The organism is Rhodococcus sp. BP-261 (assembly GCF_019835205.1).
Lineage (GTDB): Bacteria > Actinomycetota > Actinomycetes > Mycobacteriales > Mycobacteriaceae > Rhodococcoides > Rhodococcoides kyotonensis_B.
Genome location: NZ_JABUCO010000014.1, coordinates 70,605 through 94,117 on the forward strand (window position 1 = coordinate 70,605; position 23,513 = coordinate 94,117).

21 protein-coding genes and 1 pseudogene are annotated in these 23,513 nt (G+C 65.9%); 5 read left to right on the forward strand and 17 right to left on the reverse strand.

What is annotated here, in order from left to right; all coding sequences use genetic code 11:
- Positions 1 to 63: 63 nt before the first annotated feature.
- From HQ354_RS16230 to HQ354_RS16285, 12 genes are all read right to left on the reverse strand, one after another.
- Positions 64 to 498: an SRPBCC family protein gene (locus tag HQ354_RS16230; RefSeq protein ID WP_068424598.1), complete on the reverse strand. Its 435-nt coding sequence runs from the start codon at positions 496 to 498 to the stop codon at positions 64 to 66.
- 78 nt (positions 499 to 576) lie between these two features.
- On the reverse strand, positions 577 to 2,211 hold the full coding sequence (locus tag HQ354_RS16235) for a cation acetate symporter (protein WP_068424600.1): 1,635 nt from the start codon (positions 2,209 to 2,211) through the stop codon (positions 577 to 579).
- Positions 2,208 to 2,495 (reverse strand): DUF485 domain-containing protein, encoded by a 288-nt coding sequence (locus HQ354_RS16240; protein WP_068424602.1) that lies wholly within the window; start codon positions 2,493 to 2,495, stop codon positions 2,208 to 2,210. The genes HQ354_RS16235 and HQ354_RS16240 overlap by 4 nt, the downstream gene beginning before the upstream one ends.
- Before the next feature lie 202 nt (positions 2,496 to 2,697).
- The gene (locus tag HQ354_RS16245; protein WP_222634662.1) at positions 2,698 to 4,434 is read right to left on the reverse strand and encodes a cation acetate symporter; all 1,737 of its coding nucleotides are present in this window, start codon (positions 4,432 to 4,434) and stop codon (positions 2,698 to 2,700) included.
- A 15-nt stretch (positions 4,435 to 4,449) separates the two neighbouring features.
- The gene (locus tag HQ354_RS16250; protein ID WP_261768839.1) at positions 4,450 to 4,755 is read right to left on the reverse strand and encodes a hypothetical protein; all 306 of its coding nucleotides are present in this window, start codon (positions 4,753 to 4,755) and stop codon (positions 4,450 to 4,452) included.
- Positions 4,756 to 4,814: 59 nt separating this feature from the next.
- Positions 4,815 to 5,642, reverse strand: coding sequence for a LytTR family DNA-binding domain-containing protein (locus tag HQ354_RS16255; RefSeq protein ID WP_240931089.1), 828 nt, complete (start codon positions 5,640 to 5,642; stop codon positions 4,815 to 4,817).
- On the reverse strand, positions 5,639 to 6,781 hold the full coding sequence (locus tag HQ354_RS16260) for a sensor histidine kinase (protein WP_254303512.1): 1,143 nt from the start codon (positions 6,779 to 6,781) through the stop codon (positions 5,639 to 5,641). The genes HQ354_RS16255 and HQ354_RS16260 overlap by 4 nt, the downstream gene beginning before the upstream one ends.
- Before the next feature lie 79 nt (positions 6,782 to 6,860).
- Entirely contained in the window at positions 6,861 to 8,057 is a 1,197-nt protein-coding gene (locus HQ354_RS16265; protein WP_068424609.1) for a lipase family protein, read from the reverse strand.
- Positions 8,054 to 9,691, reverse strand: coding sequence for a Na+/H+ antiporter (locus HQ354_RS16270; protein ID WP_222634664.1), 1,638 nt, complete (start codon positions 9,689 to 9,691; stop codon positions 8,054 to 8,056). The genes HQ354_RS16265 and HQ354_RS16270 overlap by 4 nt, the downstream gene beginning before the upstream one ends.
- Before the next feature lie 82 nt (positions 9,692 to 9,773).
- Positions 9,774 to 9,962 (reverse strand): antitoxin, encoded by a 189-nt coding sequence (locus HQ354_RS16275; RefSeq protein ID WP_222634665.1) that lies wholly within the window; start codon positions 9,960 to 9,962, stop codon positions 9,774 to 9,776.
- A 45-nt stretch (positions 9,963 to 10,007) separates the two neighbouring features.
- Positions 10,008 to 12,413 (reverse strand): HAD-IC family P-type ATPase, encoded by a 2,406-nt coding sequence (locus HQ354_RS16280; protein WP_222634666.1) that lies wholly within the window; start codon positions 12,411 to 12,413, stop codon positions 10,008 to 10,010.
- Between the two features lie 58 nt (positions 12,414 to 12,471).
- Positions 12,472 to 13,572 carry an MBL fold metallo-hydrolase gene (locus HQ354_RS16285; protein WP_308115186.1) on the reverse strand — a complete coding sequence of 367 codons (1,101 nt, stop codon included), beginning with the start codon at positions 13,570 to 13,572 and terminating at the stop codon, positions 12,472 to 12,474.
- Positions 13,573 to 13,770: 198 nt separating this feature from the next.
- Between HQ354_RS16285 and htpG the strand changes: the two genes are divergently transcribed.
- Positions 13,771 to 15,696: a molecular chaperone HtpG gene (gene htpG, locus HQ354_RS16290; protein WP_222634668.1), complete on the forward strand. Its 1,926-nt coding sequence runs from the start codon at positions 13,771 to 13,773 to the stop codon at positions 15,694 to 15,696.
- Positions 15,697 to 15,754: 58 nt separating this feature from the next.
- Here the strand turns inward: htpG and HQ354_RS16295 are convergent, their stop codons facing one another.
- Positions 15,755 to 16,339, reverse strand: a complete 585-nt coding sequence (locus HQ354_RS16295; RefSeq protein WP_068424618.1) for a TetR/AcrR family transcriptional regulator — start codon at positions 16,337 to 16,339, stop codon at positions 15,755 to 15,757.
- A gap of 95 nt (positions 16,340 to 16,434) precedes the next feature.
- On the opposite strand from HQ354_RS16295, the gene HQ354_RS16300 reads away from it, so the two are divergent.
- Both HQ354_RS16300 and HQ354_RS16305 read left to right on the forward strand, forming a co-directional pair.
- A complete protein-coding gene (locus HQ354_RS16300; protein WP_068424620.1) occupies positions 16,435 to 17,400 on the forward strand; it encodes a hypothetical protein in 966 nt (321 codons plus the stop codon).
- Between the two features lie 29 nt (positions 17,401 to 17,429).
- Positions 17,430 to 18,230, forward strand: coding sequence for a crotonase/enoyl-CoA hydratase family protein (locus HQ354_RS16305; protein ID WP_068424623.1), 801 nt, complete (start codon positions 17,430 to 17,432; stop codon positions 18,228 to 18,230).
- A 51-nt stretch (positions 18,231 to 18,281) separates the two neighbouring features.
- On the opposite strand, the gene shbA is transcribed toward HQ354_RS16305, so the two are convergent.
- Positions 18,282 to 18,845: an RNA polymerase sigma factor ShbA gene (shbA, locus tag HQ354_RS16310; RefSeq protein WP_068424626.1), complete on the reverse strand. Its 564-nt coding sequence runs from the start codon at positions 18,843 to 18,845 to the stop codon at positions 18,282 to 18,284.
- Between the two features lie 225 nt (positions 18,846 to 19,070).
- Between shbA and HQ354_RS16315 the strand changes: the two genes are divergently transcribed.
- A complete protein-coding gene (locus HQ354_RS16315) occupies positions 19,071 to 20,000 on the forward strand; it encodes an alpha/beta fold hydrolase (protein ID WP_114330315.1) in 930 nt (309 codons plus the stop codon).
- Here the strand turns inward: HQ354_RS16315 and HQ354_RS16320 are convergent.
- The 3 genes and pseudogenes from HQ354_RS16320 to HQ354_RS16330 all read right to left on the reverse strand — a co-directional run bounded on the left by HQ354_RS16320 (position 19,983) and on the right by HQ354_RS16330 (position 22,275).
- Positions 19,983 to 20,609 (reverse strand): FHA domain-containing protein, encoded by a 627-nt coding sequence (locus tag HQ354_RS16320; RefSeq protein ID WP_068424629.1) that lies wholly within the window; start codon positions 20,607 to 20,609, stop codon positions 19,983 to 19,985. The two genes, HQ354_RS16315 and HQ354_RS16320, sit on opposite strands and share 18 nt — an antisense overlap.
- 56 nt (positions 20,610 to 20,665) lie before the next feature.
- Positions 20,666 to 21,334 (reverse strand): annotated as a pseudogene (locus HQ354_RS16325) (hypothetical protein).
- A 209-nt stretch (positions 21,335 to 21,543) separates the two neighbouring features.
- Complete coding sequence (locus HQ354_RS16330) at positions 21,544 to 22,275, reverse strand: enoyl-CoA hydratase (RefSeq protein ID WP_068424634.1); 732 nt, start codon at positions 22,273 to 22,275, stop codon at positions 21,544 to 21,546.
- 17 nt (positions 22,276 to 22,292) lie between these two features.
- Between HQ354_RS16330 and HQ354_RS16335 the strand changes: the two genes are divergently transcribed.
- Positions 22,293 to 23,405, forward strand: coding sequence for an NAD(P)-binding domain-containing protein (locus tag HQ354_RS16335; RefSeq protein WP_222634669.1), 1,113 nt, complete (start codon positions 22,293 to 22,295; stop codon positions 23,403 to 23,405).
- Positions 23,406 to 23,513: the final 108 nt, after the last annotated feature.

Genomic DNA, 23,513 nt, shown 5'->3' on the forward strand with positions numbered 1-23,513 from the left:
TAGTGAGCAGAAGCCGAACTGCGATGACTCCCGCTGTGCGGTTGGCGGCGATAGTAACGGGTTCTACGAGTACAGAGTCTCGAACTTCTTCAGCGAGCTCTCGATGTCGCCCTTCAAGGCTCGTGCGACGCCCGAGCCGATGGGCCCGAACAACGGCGCTCCGCCGAGATCGATGTCGAGCGCGAGGTCCGATCCGCCGGCCTTGGCTTCGGACACCGACAGCACGAGCGAGATCTTGACGCCGCCCTTTCCGTTTCCTTTCAGCTTCAACTTCTTCGGTGGGTCGTAGCTCTCGATGGTCCAGCGGACCCGGTTGCGCATGCCCTTCACGGTGGCCACGCTCTCCAGCGTGGTGCCTGCAGCGAGCTGGTCGGGGAGCTCGCCTCGCCATGCTTCGTGGATGGACAACCACTTCTCGTAGTCCGCGAGATCCGACGCGTGAGACCACGTCGTGTCGGGGTCGAGGGGAACGTTGACGGAAACCTTCAGCTTGGCCACGCAGGGATAGTAACCACACATGCCACGACGCCCGTGTGAGGCATGACTCACACGGGCGTCGTGGTTTTGTGACAGTTCCTAGTGGACCGACGCCTTTTCGGCACCGATGCCGGTCAGCGACCGCACCTCCATCTCGGCCTGCTTGGTCTTGTCCTCGTTGTCCTTCGACAACAGGGTGCCGACGATGCCGAGCACGAAGGCCAGCGGGATGGACACGATGCCCGGGTTGGACAGCGGGAACCAGGCAAAGTCCGAACCGGGAATCATCGACGTCTTCGACCCGGACACGGCGGGCGAGAAGACGATGAGCACGAGCGTCGAGATCAGGCCACCGTACATACTGCACAGCGCGCCGGTGGTGTTGAAGCGACGCCAGAACAGCGAGTACACGATGGTCGGCAGATTCGCGGCTGCGGCGACGGCGAACGCCAGTGCGACGAGGAACGCGATGTTCTGTCCGTTCGCGAGGATGCCGAGGCCGATCGCGAGCAAACCGATCACGACGGCGGTGATCCGCGAGACCTTGACCTGCTTCCGCTCGTCGACGTCGCCCTTCTTGATGACGGACGCGTAGATGTCGTGTGCGAACGACGCCGATGCGGTAATCGTCAGACCCGCGACGACGGCGAGGATCGTCGCGAAGGCGACGGCAGAGATGACGCCGAGCAGGACGACACCGCCGAGTTCGAACGCGAGAAGCGGTGCGGCCGAGTTCTGTCCGCCTGCCGACGCGAGAATGCGATCCGGTCCGACGATGGCCGCGGCGCCGTAGCCGAGAACCAGGGTGAACAGGTAGAACGCACCGATCAGAGCGATGGCCCAGACGACACTGCGACGGGCTTCCTTCGCGGTGGGCACGGTGTAGAAGCGCATGAGAACGTGTGGGAGACCGGCAGTTCCGAGCACGAGTGCGATGCCGAGCGACAGGAAGTTCAGCTTGGACATGTTGCTGCCGCCGTACTGGGCACCGGGCTCGAGCACGTTGGTCGCAGCGACGGTCTCGCTGGCCGAGCCGGAGATGGTCGCCTGTGCGCTACCGAGCAGGTCGGACAGGTTGAATCCGAACTTCGCGAGCACGAGCACCGTCATGAACAGCGCGCCTGCGATGAGCAGAACAGCCTTGATGATCTGCACCCACGTCGTACCCTTCATGCCGCCGACGAGGACGTAGACGATCATCAACACACCGACGACGGCGATGACGATGGATTGCCCGGTGCGATCGGAGATGTCGAGCAGCAGTGCGACGAGTCCACCCGCGCCTGCCATCTGCGCGAGCAGGTAGAACAACGACACCGTCAGCGTCGACAACGCGGCCGCGGTACGGACCGGACGCTGCTTCAGACGGAAGCTCAGCACGTCGGCCATCGTGAATTTGCCTGTGTTGCGGAGCAATTCGGCGACGAGAAGCAATGCGACGAGCCACGCGACGAGGAACCCGATGGAGTACAGAAAGCCGTCGTACCCGTATACCGCGATGGCACCTGCGATGCCGAGGAAGCTGGCCGCGGACAGATAGTCACCGGCGATCGCGACGCCGTTCTGCGGCCCGGAGAATCCGCCGCCCGCGGTGAAGAACTCCGACGCCGTCGCATTCTTCTTGCTCGCGCGAATGACGACGAACATGGTGACGGCGACGAACGCACCGAAGATCGCGATGTTGACGATCGGTTCGCCGACGGTGGTGTCGGCGGCCTGAGCTAGAACGTTCACGACCGAGCCTCCATTTCGTTGCGAAGCGCTTCGGCGCGGGGATCGAGCTCACGGTTCGCGAACCGGACGTAGATGCCCGTGATGGCGAAGGTCGTCACGAACTGACCGAGACCCAGCAGCAGGCCGACGTTGATGTTGCCCCACACCGGGGTGGACATGAAGTCGTGCGCGTAGTTGCTGAGCAGCACGTAGACGATGTACCAGATCAGAAAGAACGCGGTCATCGGAAAGACGAAGCTGCGCAGGCGTCGTCGCAGCTCCTGAAACTCCGGGCTTGCTTGCATCTCCACGAACGCTTGCGCATCCGGGGGTGTTGTATCCGGCTTGGTCACCGTCGTTGCTCCCTCTTTCGGCCGTCACGGTCTGTGACTCGGAACTGAAGGAGACGGTAATGAGAGCCACATCACAAAGGAACGATGCGGCAGCGATCGGACGGTGAACCGACCGTCGATGCGACGAACGGTCGCCGAACGACGACGAACGGACTTACAGCTCGCGCTCGCGGTCGCGGCCCATGTCGAGTCGTTCCGGCGCGTGCAGCCGGGTGAAGATACGTCCGACGTCGACAGGCACCGATCGTGCCGTGGCCTTGCTGACCAGGATCATGAGCGCGAACGCGAGCGGAACACTGACCGCCGCCGGGTAGCCGAGAATCGCTGCGGGCCAGCCGGACCACACGGCGTCGGACACTCCGAACACCGACAGCGTCGCCGCGGTGAGGGACACGACGCCGCCGCCGATCAGCCCCGCCGCGGCGCCCGCCGCCGTCAAACCGCGCCACCAGATTCCGAGCACGAGCAGCGGGCACAGCGTCGACGCGGCCACGGCGAACACCAACCCGACCGTGCGCGAGAGATCCAGCGACACCACACCCAGAGACAGCGCAAGCGGGACGATGCCGGCGAGGACGGCCGCGATACGGAAGTCGCGGACCCGACCGCGCAGCACATCGGTGCTGAGCACGCCCGCGATACTGACGAGCAGGCCGGACGACGTCGACAGGAAGGCCGCGATCGCACCCGCGGCGACGACGGCAGCGAGCAGTTGGCCACCGACACCCGACAGGACCGACCCCGGCAGCAGCAACACCGCGGCGTCGGACGTGCCGGTGATCGACAGTTGCGGCACGTAGAGGCGAGCGAACACCCCGAGCAGCGTCGGGAACAGATAGAACACGCCGAGCAGACCCAGCACCGTCAACGACGTGATGCGTGCGGCACGTCCGTCGGGGTTCGTGTAGAACCGCACCAGCACGTGGGGCAGGCCGAGAGTGCCGAGGAACGTCGCGAGAATGAGCGAGTAGACCTGGTACAGCGGGTGCGTCCCGCCCAGTCCCCACCCCGGTTGCGCCCACTGTCGATCCGTCGTCGGCGCCCCCGCGACGACGGGGACCGGCGAGTCCGCGTCGAGAACGAGGGTCGTGCCGTCGCCGAGTTCGTGCGTTCCGGGGTCGAGAACAAGACGTCCGTCCACGGCCTCCTGGTCGACGGTTCCCCGCGCGGTCACCTCGATCGGCGAATCCACCTGTACCAGAACGTCGGTGGAGATCTCGACGGTCGTCTCACGATCGACGGTCGGTGGCGCCGGACTGCCGACGACGCGGTCGTCCGCGAGAAAATGCATGGCCAGCACGACGGCGGGAACGGCGACGGCCGTGAGCTTCAGCCAGTACTGGAACGCCTGCACGAACGTGATCGACCGCATCCCGCCCCCGACGACGTTCGCGATGACGATGAGACCGACGACGGCCGCGCCGACCCAACTCGGCACGCCGAGAAGGATGTTCAGCGTCAGGCCCGCACCCTGGAACTGCGGCACCAGATACAGCGCGCAGATGATGACGACGACGAACATCGCCAGTGTGCGCAATCGCCGTGAGCCGAGGCGGAACTCGGCGAAGTCCGGGACCGTGTACGCCCCGCTACGTCTCAAGGGCGCGGCGACGAACAGCAGCAATCCGAGGTAGCCCGCGGTGAATCCGATCGGATACCACAGCGCGTCCGCACCGTATTTCGCGATGAGACCGGCGACGCCGAGAAACGACGCAGCCGAGAGGTATTCACCGGAGATCGCCGCCGCGTTCCACCTCGGCCCGACACTGCGCGACGCCACCAGGAAGTCCGACGTCGTGCGTGCCAGTCTCACGCCGTAGACACCGATCGCGACCGTGGCGACGGCTGCGAGCAGCAGCGCGGCAACCGTCACCCAAGGCACGGTCTCCATCTACGCGGTGTCCATCTAGTCGTCCACGAGGTCGACGAACTCGTGTTCGTTGCGGTCGGCCTGACGCACGTACACCCACCCGACGACCAGCAGCAGCGGATAGACCGCGACACCCAACACAAGCCACGGCAGCCGAATTCCGAACAGCGTCGCGTCGGCGAACGCGGGCACGACGAGGGACACGAGCGGGATGGCGAACAGCACGGCCAACGTCAGCAGCGCCAACCGGACGGACAGCAGCAGTTGTGCACGTACGAGACCACGGACCATCGCGTCGCCGACCTCGGTCTGCTCCTGGACCTCGACGCGGGTGCGCACCATGCGTGCTCCGCGCCTGCCCGCGAGAACGACGCGTTCCCTCGGCCGGCGTCGTGGCCCGGTCACCGGCTCGACCAGGACTGCAGCGGACCGCGGACCAGTCGGTCCTTGAGTTCTCTGGTGTGACGGCGGCTCACCGGCAGTTCGGTGGCGGGCAGTGCGCCGTCGGCGCGCAGGCACACGACCAAACCCGAACCGACACTGCGGATTCCGGTCACGAGCGCGAGCGACACCAGGAAAGATCGGTGCACCCGAAGGAAACCACTGCTCCCCCAACGGCTTTCGAGTGTCGAGATCGGGATACGCACCAGATGCGAGCCGGACGTGGTGTGCAGCCTGGCGTAGTCGCCCTCCGCTTCGACCCATCCGACGCTCGAGCGCTGGACGAGCGTCGTCGTCCCGGCGAGTTCGACGGGAATGATCTCGTCCGAGGCGACGGCGTCCTGCGGTTCGCTCTGTCTACCCGCCGACACGATCCGGCGAAGCGATTCCGCGAGCCGCTCCTCGCGCAGCGGTTTGAGCAGATAGTCGACCGCTCCGAGGTCGAATGCCGCGAGTGCACGGTCGTCGTGCGCGGTCACGAACACCACGGCAGGTGGGCGCGCGAAATTCGACAGGATTCCTGCGAGTTCCATGCCGTCGAGTCCGGGCATGTTGATGTCGAGGAACACGGCGTCGACAGCAGGGACACCCGGTCCGGCGGGATGTTGCAGCCTACGCAAGGCAGTGGTGGCGTCCGAGGCCGTACTGACCTCGGCCACCGAGTCCTGTCTGCTCAGCAGAAAGGCAAGCTCGTCGAGCGCGGGTTTCTCGTCGTCGACCGCGAGCACGACGAGCCCTGTCGACGACGCAGTATCCACGGACGTCATCGTGCCAGACGCGCCGGTCATGCCCGAATACCTGCTCGAAATTTCGGTACCCGCATGCTGACCTTCGTTCCGGCGCCCGGCGCGGTGTCGACGACGAGTCCGTAGTCGTTGCCGAACGCTGCACGCAATCGGTCGTCGACGTTGGACAGCCCCACGTGCGCGCCTTCCTCCACGTTCAACGAGCCCGAGCGCAACATGTCCGGATCCATGCCGACGCCGTCGTCCTCGACGCTGATCAGACAGTCGGTCCCCTCGTCGGCGGCGACGATGGTGATGGTGCCGCCGCCCGAACGTCCGGCCAGCCCGTGTCGAACCGCGTTCTCGACGAGCGGTTGCAGCGCGAGGAACGGCAGCACCACGCTCAACACCTCGGGCGCGACCCGCAGCGTCACCTGCAGAGTGTCGCCGAAGCGGGCGCGTTCGAGAGTCAGGTAGCGGTCGATGTTGCGCAGCTCGTCGGCCAGCACCGTGAATTCGCCTGCCGTCCGGAACGAGTAGCGCGTGAAGTCGGCGAACTCGAGCACCAGCTCGCGAGCCCGGTCCGGGTCGGTCCGCACGAACGACGCGATCGTGCCGAGTGCGTTGTAGATGAAGTGCGGACTGATCTGCGCTCGCAGTGCGCGTACCTCGGCGCGATCCAATCGAGCGCGTGACGCGTCGAGCTCGGCGAGTTCTATCTGCCCGCACGCGTACCGGGCGACCTCCGAAATCGCGCCGAGCATGCCCGGCCCCGGCACCGACGTCGTCACGGCTCCGAGAACGCCGACGACGCCGACGTCCTCGATCAGCAGCGGTTGCGCGATGACAGCACGTACCGCGTGATCCGGCCCCAGCGGATACGACAGCAGGACGCGTCGCTCACCCTCGATCGCACGTGACGACGCCTCCAGAAACGGCCCCGCCAGTTCGTCGTAGGGGCCGTTCCACGTCAGCAGGCTCGCATCCGCGTCGGCGACACCGAGCGCATCGCCGCCGGTCAGGGCCCGCAGATGCGGTGCCGCCTCGGCGGCGGACTCCGCGTCCAACCCTTGCCGCAGCGGGCGCGCAGCCAGCGATGCGGTGTGGAGCGTCGAATGCACGGCTCGTTCCTCGGGCGTCGTCAGCGCGCGACGGCCACGGAAGCTGATCAGCGCGATCGCCGCCACCGCACACGCGGCGATGACGGCGAGCCAGAGAGGCGCAGAGTTCACTCGGGCTGCCGCTCCGCGTCGAGCTGCGTCGGTCGATCCAGCACGGCCCTCACCCTCCTGCGCAGGTGTTCGGCGCGGGCGCACCCGCGAAACGGTCGGACAGCCATGACACTCCGTACGGAATCGCAGCCTGGTCGGAATGACCTTGTCCCGGGTCCCGCCGAAGTTCGACGACGTCTCCCAACGAGCATGCCTCGGCGACGGCGTCCTGTGTCCACTTCGGGTCGATCAACTGATCCTGGTCGCCCACGAACGCCGCCAACGGAACCGACGACCGCGCACGCGGAAGCGCGACGGACGTCAGCCACTCCTCCATGCGCAGTCGCGACGCCTCGGTGGCAGGCGCGGAATCGCCGGGCGTCAGACGCGTTGCGGCTTCGGCCTTCTGCACTCCGAGCAGATCCGTGCACGCGGTGAGTGCACGGCGTTCGCTGCTCAGGACGCCGCGGATGTACTCAGACGAGTCGACGTCGGGCTGCCGAAACTGCACACCGTCGACCAGAAACGGCGTCAGCAACGCCTGCGGAAGGGTCGGTGTCGCACCGCTTCGATACAGCGGGCTCAGATCCAACACGGGCGACAGACCGACCGCGCCGACGAGATCGAGACCGTCACCGTAATCCGCGCGCTCCGCCGCAGCCCAGACCGCCTGTCCGCCTTGTGAATTGCCGATGGCGCCCCATCGCGTTCCAGTTCCCGGCACGAGCGCACGTGCCGCGCGCACGATGTCGATCACGTTGTACGCGGCGGCGTCGGGATCGAGATACGGGTGTGGTCCGTCGGTGCCGATACCCTCGTAGTCGGTGACGGCGACGACCATGCCGCGTTCGAGGAACGGTGCGACAGTTCCGATGGTGCCCAACAGGTTCGGATACAGGGACGGTGCACATTCGTCGGTGACGCCCGTGGTTCCGTGCGCGACGGACACGACGGGCCATCCACCCGCGGGCGGCGCTCCGCTCGGTGTGAACACGACGCCCGACACCTCGGTACCTGTAGTGCCGTCCCCGGACGTGGACCGGTAGACGACGCGGGTCGCCGTCGCACCGAGCACACGGACCGCGAAGTCCGCATGACCCATGGCGAACGACGAGACCACTGCGCCCCGCTCGTCGCCGACCGGGGCTGCAGGCACGACTGCCGAATGCGGCTGCGTTTCTGCCTGTGGCTTCGTCTCTGCCTGTGGCTGAGCGCAACCCGCCAGCACGCAGACCGCGACGGCCAACGCCGCTGCCAGCCGCGTCACCGAATACGCCGTTCGATTCGCGCCTCGGCGGCAGCCTCCTCGACGTCGAGACCGTCCAGAACCTCCCGCAGCACCTCGTCGTCGAGATCGCCGGAGTCACGCGCTTTCACGAGCGCAGTTCGCTGCGCCGCCAACACGTTTCGTCGCAACCGGTCGAACGTCGCACTCGCCGACTTCTTGCGTTCCTCGTGGTCCTCGGCCGCGTCGGCTTCGAGACGGGCGCGGACCGAGCGTCGCACTCGGTCGAGCACCGCGTCGACCGATTCCTTGTCGGACCCCGAGATGCCGTCGGAGGCCACCTCGGACAGGTACGTCTCGGCGGCTGCCCGAGAGATCGCGCGGGCCAACGCATGCTGCTCTTCCGTCTGCTGCTGCTCGAGCGGATCCGCGACGTCGAGGCGCCGGATCAGCATCGGCAGCGTCAGACCCTGGATCAACAGTGTTCCGACGGCAACGACGAACGCGACCGCCTGGATGACGCCGCGGCCCGGGAAGGGATCGCCCGTCACCGTCACGAGTGGTACACCCGATGCCGCGGCGAGCGTGACGACACCGCGCATCCCGGCCCAGGACAGCACGAGGTTCTGCCGCCACGTGAGACCCACCGCATCGGTGCCGGAGGATCCGTTCCGTCGCAGCAGTTTTCGGCTTGCGGCCCGTCGACCGGTGTTGACGAAGATCCACGCCGGCCGCACCGCGATGACGACCGCGAGAATCAGCAGCGAGTAGGCGAAGATGTGCAGCACGGGCAGGCCGTTCCGCTCGACCTCTGCGATGACCGACTTCAGCTGAAGGCCCATGTACGCGAACACGAATGCCTCGAGCAGCAGGTCGAGGGTCGGCCACACCTGCCGCTCCTGGATTCGCGTCGTCACCGGGACGTCGGCGGTGACGCGTCCGAGCACGAATCCCGCCGTCACCACGGCCAGCACACCCGACGCGTGTATCTCCTCGGCGGCGAGGTACGCCGCGAACGGAAGAACGAGGCCGAGAACTGTTTCCAAGGCCGAGTCCTGGATACGGGATCGGACGAAACGCACGATTCTCGCCAGTATCAGCCCGATCAGAACTCCGCCAACGATCTCGTACGCGAAGAACAGAACGGGCGAGTCGATGGCGATCTTCTTACCGGTGACCGACGCGACCGTGAGAGTGAACAGGGTCAGTGCGGCGGCGTCGTTGACGAGACTCTCACCCGTCAGGATCGCCATCATGCGCGACGGCAGGCCGAGCTTTCGGCCGACGGCGACGGCCGCGACCGCGTCGGGAGGTGCGACGACGGCGCCCAGCACGAGGGCTGCACCGAGGGTCAGTTCCGGGACGAGCCAGTTCGCGAAGTAGCCGACGGCGAAGGTCGTCACGACGACCATGATGATGCCGAGCCGCAGGATATGGCCGAGGTTCTTACGGAAACTGACGAACGAGAAGTCGAGCGCAGCCGAGTACAGCAGCGGGGGCAGAACCGCACCGAGGATGAGATCCGGCGCGAGGGTGATGTGCGGGACGCCGGGGACGAACGACGCGATGGACCCGACAGTCACCAGGACGAGCGGAACCTGCAGATCGAGACGCTTCGCGAAACCGGCAACCGCGACGGCGGCAATCACCACGAGGAGAAGAATCGGTCCGTCCACACGAACATAGTGCGCCAACGCACCCGTGCGTGGATAGTTGGCCCAGGCAGGGGCCGACTATTCACGCACGGGCGCTACGCGCCTAGTTTTCCGGAATCGCCTTCTTCGCGGCTTCCTGAACCTTGTCGACCTTGTCGGAATACTTGCCGCCGGTCTTGTTGTCGATGAAGTCACCGGCCTTGTCGACGGCGCTCTCGATCTTGTCCGAGTTCTCGGCAGCGGCCTTCTTGCCCTTGTCGACGAGACCCTTCAGATTGTCTGCGAAACCCATGATCGCTCCATCTCGTGTGGTTGTGTCCGACCCCGAAAAGCTTACTCAGGCCGGCGCGCCTGCAAACAGGCGTCGTCTTTCTCCGTGCAGTGCCGCACTGATCCACCAGGCCGCTTCGACTGCCACGATGCCGATTGCGCCGATGACGAGTGCCGTCGTCGTCAGGGCGATGTTCGACGGGTCCAGCTTGAAGAACGTGCGGCAGAACGGGATCGTGAACAGCAGCAGGTAGCCGACGACCGACCCGGCGAGCAACAGAATCTTCCACCACACGTACGGCCGCGCGACGACGGCGAGTACCCAGACGGCGATCATGATCAACGTGATCAGTGCCGTCGTACTGGCTTGCGTGACCTGGGTTTCCGACGCCTCGGGCCCCTGGTACGCGAGCAGGTACGACACGAACGTCGCGACACCGACGATCAGTCCCGACGGCACCGCCAGACGCATGACGCGGCCCACGAATCCAGTGCGTGCGCGTTCGTTGTTCGGCGCGAGCGACAGGATGAACGCCGGAATGCCGATGGTGAACCACGCTGCGATCGTGACGTGCCTCGGCAGGAACGGATACGGCAGTGGTTCGAAGTGGAAGATCTGCGACAGCACACCCGAGGTCCCGATGAGAAACGCGAGCAGCACCGAGTACACCGTCTTGGTGAGGAACAGATTCGAGACGCGCTCGATGTTGCCGATGACGCGTCGACCTTCACCGACGACATACGGCAGCGTCGCGAACTTGTTGTCCAGCAACACGATCTGTGCGACCGCGCGCGTTGCCGCGCTTCCCGAACCCATCGCGACGCCGATGTCGGCGTCCTTGAGGGCGAGCACGTCGTTGACGCCGTCGCCGGTCATCGCGACGGTGTGGCCCCGAGACTGCAGCGCGCCGACCATCTGCCGCTTCTGATCGGGACGCACGCGTCCGAAGGTGATGCCGCTTTCGACGGTGTCGGCGAGTTCGTCGTCGTTCTCGGGCAGCGTGCGTGCATCGACGGGGCTGCCCTCCAATCCGAGCGAGCCCGCGACCGCGCCGACCGACACCGCGTTGTCGCCGGAGATGACCTTGACCGAGACGGACTGGCTGGCGAAGTAGTCGAGGGTCTCGCGGGCGTCGGAACGCACCTTCTGCTCGAGGATCACCAGGGCCCGAGGCGTCACGACGCCGGGAGCGTGCGCGTCGTCGACGGGCAGGTCACTGCTGGCCAACAGCAGGACACGCAGTCCGGACGAGCCCGCATCCTCGGCCTGGCGCGCGATGACAGTGTCCGCGTCGAGCAGTACGTCCGGGGCGCCGAGGAGCCAGTTGCCGTGGTCCCCGTAGGACAGCCCGCTCCACTTCTTCGCCGACGAGAAGGGTGCGACGGCAGTCTCGGTCCAGTTCGGATCGTCGGGAAAGGCCTCGGCAATGGCGAGCACGCTGGCGTTCGGCCGCGGATCGTCGTGTGCGAGGGCAGCGAGCACCTGCGTCAGCAGGCCGCCGTCGCCGTCCTCGACGACACGCAGCTCCGACAGGCGCATACCGTTCTCGGTGAGGGTTCCGGTCTTGTCCGCGCAGACGACGTCGACGCGCGCGAGACCCTCGATCGCGGGAAGTTCCTGCACGAGACACTTGCGCTGGCCGAGGCGAACGACACCGACCGCGAACGCGATCGACGTCATCAGCACGAGGCCTTCCGGCACCATCGGCACGAGCGCGGCCACCATGCCGTTGAGCGCGGGCCCGAGCGACTGACCGCTCGAGAACAGCTGGTTGTAGATGATCAGCGCACCCGCCGGAATCATCAGGTACGTGATGAACTTCAGGATCCTGTCGATGCCGCTGCGCAGTTCGGAATGCACGAGCGTGAACTTGCTGGCTTCCTCGGCGAGCCGGGCGGCGTACGCGTCGCGTCCGACTTTGGTCGCCCGATAGGCGCCGCTGCCCGAGACGACGAAACTTCCCGAAAGTACTTGTGCGCCATCGGTTTTGTGGACCGCGTCGGCCTCGCCGGTGAGCAGGGACTCGTCGACCTCGAGGCTGGCCGTCTCGATGATCTCGCCGTCGACAACGATCTGATCGCCCGGTCCGAGTTCGATGACGTCGCCGAGGACGACCTCGTCGGGCGCGACCTCGCGCGCCACGCCGTCGCGTCGCACGACGGGCTTGTTCTGGCCGACGATGGCCAGTTCGTCCAGCGTCTTCTTGGCGCGGATCTCCTGGATGATGCCGATGCCGCTGTTCGCGATGATCAGCAGGCCGAACATGCCGTCGACGATCGACCCGGTCGACAACACGATCAGCAGCAACACACCCAGAATCGCATTGATTCGGGTGAAGACGTTGCCCCGAACGATGTCCTTGACGGACCGACTCGCACGAGCCGGGACGTCGTTCGATTTCCCCTCGGACCGAAGCTGCGCCACCTGCGCTTCGGTCAATCCGCCCTCGCGCTCGTCCGTCTCGATCGACATGGGGGTCAGCCTAATCGGGTCGTTCCTGCAGGCTCCACTCCTGCCTATGCGTTCGCCGTCATCCGAGCCGTGCCCACCAACGGTCGTCGGCGACGCCGTGAGCGACGTCGACCCGCTGACCCGGCATCGGCACTGCCGTCGTGATTCCAGCCTTGTTCGCCGCGGCCTTCAACCGAACGATCGGCTCCGACCACGGATGGAAGGCGAGGTTGAACGTGGCCCAGTGGACCGGGACCAGAACACCACCGTTCAGGTCCCCGTGCGCGCGGACCGCTTCCTCGGGGTTCATGTGGATGTCGGCCCAGCGCGGGTCGTAGGCACCGACCGGCAGCAGCGTCAGATCGAAGGGGCCGTACTGGGCACCGATCTCGGCGAACTTGACCGTGTATCCGGTGTCACCACCGAAGAAGACGCGATGCTCCGGCCCGGCGAACGCCCAGGACGCCCACTGCGTCAGGTCACGCCTGAGACCGCGACCGGAAAAGTGCCTGGCCTCGGTGCACGTGATGGTCAGACCGTCGATCTCGGTCTGCTCGTCCCAGTCGAGTTCGACGATCCTGTCCTCCGGAATCCGCCAGTGCCGCAGGTGCGCACCGATGCCGATCGGCACGACGAACGGCGCGTCCTGCAGGCTCGCAAGCCGTTGAATGGTCGCCTTGTCCAGATGGTCGTAGTGATCGTGCGAGATGACGATGGCGTCGACCTTCGGAAGCGCGCGCAGCGGCAGAGGCGTCGGATGCAGCCGGGCCGGCCCGAGCGTGCGCGACGGCGACACACGGTTGCTCCACACCGGATCGGCGAGGATCCGTCGACCGTCGAGCTCGATCAGCACCGACGAATGCCCGTACCAGGTGACGGCCGTTTCCCCGGCGTCGACCGGCGCGATCGTCGGCGCCAACGGGACCGGTCGCTGCGGCTTGCCGTGAGATCGACGCTTGAGGAACGACACCAGGAGGGACTCGCCGCTGCCGCCGGTAAAACTCGAGCTCGGCTCGCTGTTGTGGAACCGGCGGTCGCGGTAGCGCGCGGAGTTCGCGGCGTACGGCGCGATCTTCGCTGCGGTGGCACCGATCTGCGCGGGCAGACCCCACGCGGCACGCGTCACCCAGGCAGCAGCTGCTACACCCACGGCAAGAGGCACGATCGATTTGCTCGTCACCGAAGCCACGATAGGTGAACTGCTGCGATCGAGGGCGTGGTCACCGCGTCGATCCCGTCGCCTGCGGTCCCTGACGTGGACCGATGTTCCCGTCGTGTTCTCCCTGGGCGTAACGGCCATCTCCCGCAGCTCGGCGCCCCGGTACGGAAGTAGAATTCTCGATGTCGTTTTTGCTCTGAAAGGAGATCGCACCCAGTCATGACCACCGAACAGCGTGAGTTTCAGGCCGAGACGCGTCAGCTCTTGGACCTGATGGTTCACTCCATCTACTCGAACAAGGACAGCTTCCTTCGCGAGATCATCTCGAACGGGTCCGACGCACTCGACAAGCTGCGGCTCGAGTCGTACCGAAACAAGGATCTCGACGTCGACGTCTCCGATCTTCACCTCGAACTGGAGATCGACAAGGAGGCGCGGGTCCTGACGATCCGCGACAACGGCATCGGCATGACCCGCGACGAGGTCATCGACCTCATCGGCACGCTCGCCAAGTCCGGCACCGCCGAGGTTCGCAAGAAGCTGAAGGAAGCCAAGGACGCGGCCGCGTCGGAAGAGTTGATCGGTCAGTTCGGCATCGGCTTCTACTCGACGTTCATGGTGGCCGACAAGGTCACGCTGCTGACGCGCAAGGCCGGGGAGAGCACCGCGACGCGCTGGGAGTCCGACGGCGCAGGCACGTACGAGATCTCCGACGTCGACGACGCCCCGCAGGGCACGTCCGTGACGCTGCATCTCAAGCCGGCCGACGAGGAGGACCACCTCCACGACTACGCGTCGGAATCGAAGATCAAGCAGCTCGTCAAGAAGTACTCCGACTTCATCGCGTGGCCGATTCGCATCGACGTCGAGAAGACCGTCAAGGCAACCGAAGAGGGCGCCGAGGACACCACCACGATCGAGACGCAGACGATCAACTCGCAGAAGGCACTGTGGACTCGCCCCAAGGACGAAGTGTCCGAGGACGAGTACAAGGAGTTCTACAAGCACGTCAGCCACGCATGGGACGAGCCGCTCGAGGTCATCCCGTTCAAGGCCGAGGGAACGTTCGAATACCAAGCGCTGCTGTTCATTCCGTCGCAGGCGCCGTTCGACCTGTTCATGCGCGAGGGCAAGACGGGCGTGCACCTGTACGTCAAGCGCGTCTTCATCATGGACGACTGCGAAGAGCTGATGCCCGAGTACCTGCGGTTCGTCAAGGGTGTCGTCGACGCACAGGATCTCTCGCTGAACGTTTCACGTGAAATCCTGCAGCAGGACAGGCAGATTCGCGCGATCCGACGACGTCTGACGCGCAAGGTCCTGTCGACGATCAAGGAACTCCAGAGCGAGAACGCAGAGAAGTACCAGACGTTCTGGTCGCAGTTCGGTCGGGCGCTGAAGGAAGGCTTGATCTCCGACTCCGACAACCGCGAGACGCTGCTGCAGGTGTCGTCGTTCGAGTCGACTCATTCCGAGTCGGGCCTCACGACGCTCGCCGAGTACGTGGACCGGATGAAGGACGGCCAGGAGCAGATCTACTACATGACGGGCGAATCCCGTCAGCAGATCGAGAGCTCGCCGCACATGGAGGCGTTCAAGGCTCGTGGCCTCGAAGTTCTGCTGCTGACCGATTCGGTCGACGAGGTCTGGGTCGGCAACGTTCCCGACTTCGACGGCAAGGCATTCCAGTCCATCTCCAAGGGCGAGGTCGACCTCGACACCGAGGAGGAGAAGAAGGAAGCCGAAGCCAAGCGCGAGGAGCAGGACAAGGAGTTCGAAGAGCTCCTGAAGTGGATGAGCGAGACCTTGTCCGAGGACGTCAAGGAAGTTCGCCTGTCGTCACGTCTCACGACGTCGCCCGCGTGCGTCGTCGGCGACGAGTTCAGCTTCTCCCCGCAGCTCGAGAAGATGTACAAGGCGTCGGGACAGTTCATTCCGACGTCCAAGCGCATCCTCGAACTCAACCCGACACACGACCTGGTGACGGGCTTGAAGAAGGCACGCGAGGATCGCAGTGACGACCCGTCGTTGGCCGAGACCGCCGAATTGCTCTACGCCACGGCACTTCTCGCCGAGGGCACCGAGTTGAAGGATCCCGCGAAGTTCTCGCGTCTGCTGGCCGACCGGTTGACGCGGACGGTGTAGGCGACTTCGTCGCACGTGAGTGGGAATGTAGAGCAGGCTCTACATTCCCACTCACGTGCTAGGCGAACCCGAGCTCGTCCAACGCGGCCAGATAGTGCTCGCCGTCGAAGTCGGGTAGCAGCGCCGACTGCAGGATGTACCCCTGACACAGCCCGACGACGAGGGGCGCGACCGCCCGTGCACGATCGTCGGAGTCCTCGAAACCCTTCTGCGCGAACCAGACTCGCAGATAGCGCTCGTACAGCCCTCGCAGTTCCACCACGACCGGAATCACCGTCGACGTCTCGCGCGGCTCTGCTGCCGCCGCCGCCCAGATCTGCACCAGGATGCTCGGGTTCCCGATGTCGCGCGTCATCCCCGCCAGGAACATGCGGATGACAGCCTGCGGCGGAGGCAACGGATCCTGCTTCTCCAGCCCGTCGAGGTCCTCGGACCGGCTCCTCAGGACGTCACGCGTCACCTGCAGGATCAGCTCCTGCTTGTTCTTGAAGTAGCTGTAGATCGCGCCGGCCGACAGCCCTGATTCGGAGATGATGTCGGCCATCGATGTGCCCTCGAACCCCGATCGCGCGAAGCACGTCATCGCCGCATCGATGATCTGACGTCGACGCTCGACGCGGTGGTCCTCGCTCACTTTGGGCACCCGGCCATATTAAAAACGAATGCTCGTTCTTGACAACTGGCCCTCGGCGTCTCAGCATAAAAGAACGATTATTCGTTTTATTTAGGAGTCGAACCATGAAGCTCACCACCTGGCCACGCGCCGTCGCCGTCGCACTCGCAGGCACGGCAGCCCTGGCCGTCGTCGTCCTCGCCTTCCTGTGGCCGTCCGTCACGTCGAAGGTCCACGAGATTCCTGTCGCTGTCGTCGGCGACTCACCCGCTGTGACCAGCCGGTTGTCGGAGCAGTTCGACGTCACGACGGCGGCGAGCCGTGACGACGCCGTGCAGCGGATCGAATCGCGCGACGTGTACGGCGCAGTCGTTCTCGGCCCGACCCCGGAGGTTCTGACGGCCTCCGCCAACGGCGCGGTCGTCGGTCAGATGCTCACCGGGGTTGCGTCGGCGATGAATGCTCAGGTCACCGACGTCGTGCCGCTGGCGTCGACCGACGCGCGAGGCGCCGGCCTGTCGGCAATGGCGTTCCCGCTGGTAATCGGCGGCATCATCGGCGGTGTCGTCATCTCGATGACCACCAGGGGCGTGTGGCGACGGCTCCTCGCCACCGCGGTCTACGGCGTCGGGGCAGGTGTTGTCGTCGTGGCCATCACCCAGGGTTGGTTCGGCATTCTTCACGGACCCGTGCTTCTCGACGTGGCCGCGGCAGCCCTCGCGGTTCTGGCCGTCAGTGCCCCGATCGTCGGTCTGACGTCGATCATCGGGCCGGCGGGCATCGGCGTCGTCGCGGTACTGATGATGTTCGTCGGAAATCAGATCGCCGGGGCGACGCAACCCGCCCAGTTCCTGCCGGCGCCGTGGGGTGCCATCGGACAGTTCTTGCCGCCGGGCGCCGGGTCGACCCTGATGCGGACGCTGTCCTACTTTCCCGAGGCATCGACCGCTCAGGCGTGGTGGGTGCTGATCGCGTGGGTCGCGCTGGGTGGCGTGTTCATGGCCGTCGGGCACCGCACGACGACGGCCGCGACACGCGCGTCGATCGTGCGAGCAAGCTCGGTCGCCGAGCCGGAGCGTGTTGCACTGTAGGCACCGACCATCGAATGGAGGCCTTGGACGTGACGGACCCGGTACTGATCGAACGCAGCGACGACGTCGTCGTATGGACCTTGAACTATCCCGAAGCGCGGAACCCGATCTCGGAGATCGAGACGATCGACGCGCTCGAGGACGCCGTTCGGGACGTGAACCGCGACCCCAGTGTGCGAGTGGCGATTCTGACCGGCGCCGGGTCCGCGTTCTCGTCCGGAGGCAACGTCAAGCACATGCGGGACAAGGAAGGAATGTTCGGCGGCAGCCCGGCCGAACTGCGGCAGGGCTACCGTCACGGCATCCAGCGCATTCCGAAAGCGTTGTACCACTGCGAGATTCCGACCATCGCCGCCGTCAACGGTCCGGCCGTCGGGGCGGGGTGCGACCTGGCGCTGATGTGCGATCTGCGTATCGCGTCGACGACGGCGAAGTTCGCGGAGAGCTTCGTCAAGGTCGGCATCATTCCCGGCGACGGCGGTGCATGGCTGCTGCCACGGGCCGTCGGCATGGCTCGGGCGAGCGAGATGGCGTTCACCGGTGAGGCGATCGACGCGTCGACGGCGCTCGAGTGGGGCATGGTGTCGCAGGTGGTCGACCCCGACGACTTGCTCCCCGCGGCGCACGCGCTGGCGGCACGTGTGGCCGTCAACCCGCCGCAGGTGTTGCGGATGACGAAGAAACTCCTGCGCGAAGGTCAGCACCAGAGCCTCGAGTCGCTGCTGGAACTGTCCGCGGCGTATCAGGCGATCGCGCACACGACGTCGGACCACTCCGAAGCGGTGAACGCGATGCTGGACCGGCGGGAGCCGAGGTTCGAAGGCCGCTGACGCGCCTCGTGCGTGCGAATGTACAGCCGGCTGTACATTCGCGCGCACGGGCTAGGCGCTCATCGCCAGTTCCGCGCGGAGTTGATTCATCGCCCGATGCTGGGCGACCCGCACCGCGCCGGCGCTCATTCCGAGCGCCCGACCGGTTTCGGGAGCCGTCAGTCCCCACACGACGCGCATCAGAACGATCTTGCGCAGTTTCGGGGCAAGTGTGTTCATCAACGCTGTGGCATCGCTGTGCAATTCGGAATTCAGCGCGTGCTGTTCCGGACCGTCGTCGGTACTCGGTTCGTCGGTCACGAGTTCGAGTGAATATGCCCGTCGCAGAGCGGTTTTGCGGCCCGCGTCGGCCAGTTTGTGCGATGCGATGCCGTAGACGAAGGCCATGAACGGTTTGCCGTAATCACGATACGTCGGCACCGCCGTCACGAGCGCCAGACAGACTTCCTGCACCACGTCGTCCGCGGACACGTCGAGGTTGCCGGAACGCGTTGTGCAGTAACGCTCGAGGTGTGGCCGCACCAGAGCGATCACGTCTCCCAGTGCGTCCTTGTCACCGGCCACTGCCTGCGGCACGCGCGCCTCGAGTGTGTCCACGATGTCTACCACGGTCATCGCTCACGTCCTCCCTGCCGAACTCCCCTGTCGATGATTCGATACTGCGGCGATTCCGGTTTGGTCACTACCCACCCCAGGGTGAACAAGTGCACCCCGGGGGTGATCTTTCGTCAGTCGTCGGGAGGGTTCGACGACGCGTGCAGGTCGACGACAGTAGTGGGACGTAACGCATTCAGCGGTACAGGCGAAACCCCGTACACACCACCGGACATCGGAGGACCCATGAGGCAGCGGACGCAGGGACGGAGCACAGTGGTCGCGGACGACGGCACAGCCCTTGCCGTCCGCGAATCGGGCGATCCGAATGCACCGATGACGGTGGTCTTCGTGCACGGTCACTGTCTCGCCAAGGAATCGTGGGCCGACGTTCAGGACGAGCTCGCCGCGACGTGGGGCGACGACATCCACATGGTCTCCTACGACCACCGCGGCCACGGCGCGTCCGGCAGCGCCGACGCATCCACGTACACGATCGAACAACTCGGCCGTGATCTCGCCGCCGTCGTCAGAACCACGGTTCCGACGGGCCGTTACGTGGTCGTCGGACATTCGATGGGCGGCATGACGGCCATGGCGTACGCGCGTCAGCAACTTGGCGAACTCGGTGATCGGCTGGTCGGCGTCGGCCTCGTCGCCACCGCTGCATCGGGCCTGGCGGAGGACGGTCTCGGGGCGTATCTGGCCCATCCGCTGGTGTCGATGTTCCAGTCCGCGGTGCGTCACGCACCGTCGGTCATGGGCCGTTCCAAGCGTCTCAGCAGGGGAATCTGCGCCCCGATCGTCCGGGCGGCAGGCTGCGGGTCCCGGCGCGTCAGCCCACGGGTCGTCGCGGTGGCCACCGCGATGCTGAACGACACGTCCGTCGTCACGATGGCCGCGTTCCTGAAGTCGCTGCACGATTTCGACGAGTCGAAGTCCATCGCCGCTCTGGCAGTCGTCCCGACGTTCGTGCTCTGCGGGTCCGACGACGTCATGACCCCGATGCGGCATTCGGAGGCGATCTCGCGCCACCTCCCGGCAGCGCGCCTGGTCACCGTCGAGAAGGCCGGCCACATGGTCGTCCTCGAACGTGCACGCGAGGTTGCCGACGCGGTGGCGACGCTCGTCGAGCGCGCGATCGCCGATACCAGGACGCTAGAGATCGCGCTGTGAGATGACGCCGCTCTGCAGCGCGCGTTCGGCGAGTCGCACGCGCTTCTGATTCTGCGGAAGGTCCTCGACGCCGAACTTCGCGAACAACACTCGCAGGTGCGTTTTGACGGCGTCGACGCTGAGAAAGATCTCGGTCGCGATCTGCTGGTTCGACGACGGGTTGGCGAACGTCGCGTTGTGCTTGTACGGCCGGCACAGTGCGACGAGGACCGACCGTTGAGTGTCGGTGAGCGAGCGGGTGTTCGGCATCTCGGCGGCAATACGCGTCGCCTCGTCGCCGAGTCCGGAGAAGTCGTGGAACGTGAGCAACGAGCTGCCGATGCGGATGGTGTCGCCCTGACGCAGACTGCGTCGGCCCGTCAATCGGTCTCCGTTGACGAACGTGCCGTTGCGGGAAAGACCGTCGTCGACGACGGTCCAGTGCGTGCCCATCCATTCGATGGCCGCGTGCAGACGCGATACCTCGTGATCCTCGGGAAACGCGATGTCGGCGTGTGGTGATCTACCGACGGTGAGGCGGCTGCGATCCGGCGACAGTGTCACCTCGTGCCGCTCGCCGCCCTTGCCCTCGTATTGGAGCCGCGGATCCTCGTGTTCGCCCCCACTCACCGCTACATCCTGCTCTCCCGGACTCGGTCAGAGCAAGACGTAGCGGCGATCGCTGGCTACTTCTTGGCAGGCGGCGCGTTCAGCAGGGTGATGAACTGCTGGGCATTGGCGGCGACGGCACCGAGGCCACCGACAGCGGTTCCGGCGAGCGACGCCGTGGAGCCGAGCAGCAGTGCACCACCGATGCATCCGGCGATCGGACCTGCGCCGAACAACAGCGCCGCCGGTGCGGAGTCGACGCCGGCGGCGACGGCACCGAGGAGGCATCCGCCGACGAGACCCGTTGCGGCACCGAGGAATCCACCGACGGAAGCCGTCAGACTCAGATTGTCCTTGACGCCTGCGACGGCGGCAGGCAGGTCGACCTATTGCAGACCGGGAAGCTGCGTCGACACGGGGGTGGCAGCGGCAGGGGTGACGTCGGCCGTCAGAACGGCGTGATTGCCGTCGATGTCCGCGGCGACGGGGTGAGCGAAGCCGTCGACGGCGAGGGACAGCGGCACGGAGTCGACCAAGGCGCCGCTGGCGTCGCGGACGACCAGGTGATCGTCTTCGTTGCTGAGACTTCCGGCAGACGTGTCGACGATGACCTGGTTGCCGCTCTGCGTGACGTTCCACCCGACCGGCGCCGGAGCCGGAGCCGGGTCCGCGTAGGACGTTCCCATTGCGGTCGTCATGGCCGCGACGACCAATGCCGACGTGGCTGCGAATTTACCGATTCTCATGTTCCCCGTCTCCCGGTGAAAGTACGTACGCACCCGGTCGGGTGCGGCGCAAACGTACGGGGAGAACGGGGACCTGCACATGACCCGAACGCATCCACGGCAAGGCCGTCGCGTAAACAGCGGTGCAGAGTTAAGCCAAAGGGACAGAACGGATTTGGCAACTTTCAACTAACGGTAATGAGGAGCCTACTACTTCCCACGCCGGACGTTCATCGGCCCAGGAATTTCGGAGCGCGCTTCTCCTTGCGTGCGCGTCGCGCTTCCTTCATGTCCTCGCTCGTCCACGCCGCCCCGAACGCTTCGAGCTGCTCCTGGGTGGCCTCCTCGTGCGTTCCGTCGTCGTTGAAGACCAGCTTGAGGTGGCGAAGGGCGAGCGGGGCGAGCTCGGTGATCGACGCAGCCCACTCCTGAGCGTCGGCAAGGTCGCCACGCTTGTTCGCCAAACCGCTGTAGAAGGCACGCTCGGCGTCGAGCCGCTCCCCTCCCATGAGGATCGTGCGCGCGGCACTCGACCCGGCCAGTGAGGCGAGTCGCTTGATCGTCCAGTTGTTGACGGCGATACCGAGGCGTGTCGACGGGATCTCGAAGTACGCACCGTCCGCGACGACGCGGAGGTCGCTGGCTATCGCCAACTGAGTGCCCGCGCCGACGGCCGGTCCGTTGACGGCCGCGACGATCGGGATCGGTGCGCCGTCGACCGACCGGAGCAGCAGCTCCAGTGCTCGCGGGAAGTCCGCGGCGAAATCGTCACCGCTGAGGTCGGCGCCCGCACAGAAGCTGGACCCCTGCCCGGTGAGGACGACGACCCGCGCATCCGTCGCGACCGCGTCCTCGATGCCGGCCCGCAAGGCCGTGCACAGCTCGGTGTTCAGTGCATTGCGCCGCTCGGGACGCTGAAGTTCGAGGGTGACGACAGCGCCGTCCCGTGTCTGTCCGATCATGAGTGCAGACGTTACTCATGGGTACGAACGACTGCGCTCGACGGGCTGATCTACTGGGAACCGTGATCGAGACAGACGTGGCCGTCATCGGCGCCGGGCAGGCCGGCCTTTCTGCGGGATATCACCTGCGTCGGGCGGGGCTGGCGCCCGGCGACGGGTTCGTCGTGCTCGATCGATCCCCCGAACCCGGCGGCGCATGGCAGTACCGCTGGCCGTCGTTGACGCTGAGCACGGTCAATCGCGTCCACGACCTCCCCGGCATGGAATTCGCGGACACGCTGACCGGTGAGGCCCCCGACGGCGTCGTCGCCGCCGAAGCGGTGCCCCGGTACTACCGGATCTACGAAGAGAAGTTCGACCTGCAGGTACGACGGCCCGTCACCGTCACGGTCGTCTGCGACCGCGAACCGCGCTTCCGCGTCGAGGCCGGGGACGTCGTACTGTCGGCGCGCGGCCTGATCAACGCGACCGGCACCTGGGAGAAGCCGTTCATCCCCCGCTACCGCGGCGCCGAGACCTTCCGCGGACGACAGCTGCACACCAGGGACTACAGGACCGCCGACGAGTTCGCCGGCAAACACGTCATCGTCGTCGGCGGCGGAATCTCGGCGGTGCAACTGCTCGACGAGATCTCACTGGTCACCTCGACCACGTGGGTGACGCGTCGGGAACCCGAGTTTCGTGACAGCGACTTCGGCCCCGAAGCCGGACGCGCGGCCGTGGCGATGGTCGAGGAACGCGTGCGCGCAGGCCTGCCGCCCGGCTCGGTCGTCTCGGTGACGGGTCTGCTGCTGACCGACAGGTTGAAGGCAGCGCGCGATCGCGGAGTTCTGGTGCGGCGGCCGATGTTCACTTCGGTCGAGCCCGACGGCGTCCGGTGGGACGACGGATCCTTCGTGCGCGCCGACGTCATACTGTGGGCCACCGGATTCCGCAGTGCGCTCGACCATTTGGCGCCGCTGAGGTTGCGTGGTCACGGCGGCGGAATCGTCATGGACGGGCGGCTCGCCACCCGCGTCGCGAAGGATCACCGCGTGCATCTGCTCGGCTACGGGCCGTCGGCGAGCACGATCGGCGCGAACCGCGCGGGCAGAGCAGCGGTATCGGAGTTACTGGAGACCTTGAGCTGATTCTGGCGGGTCCGAGCCACCCGTTCCGCGCAGGTTTCAGCAGCTGCGCACGTTGCAACCTGCGCGCACACTGCAAGGTGCGCGGCAGGGAAAGTGGCCGCCCACCCC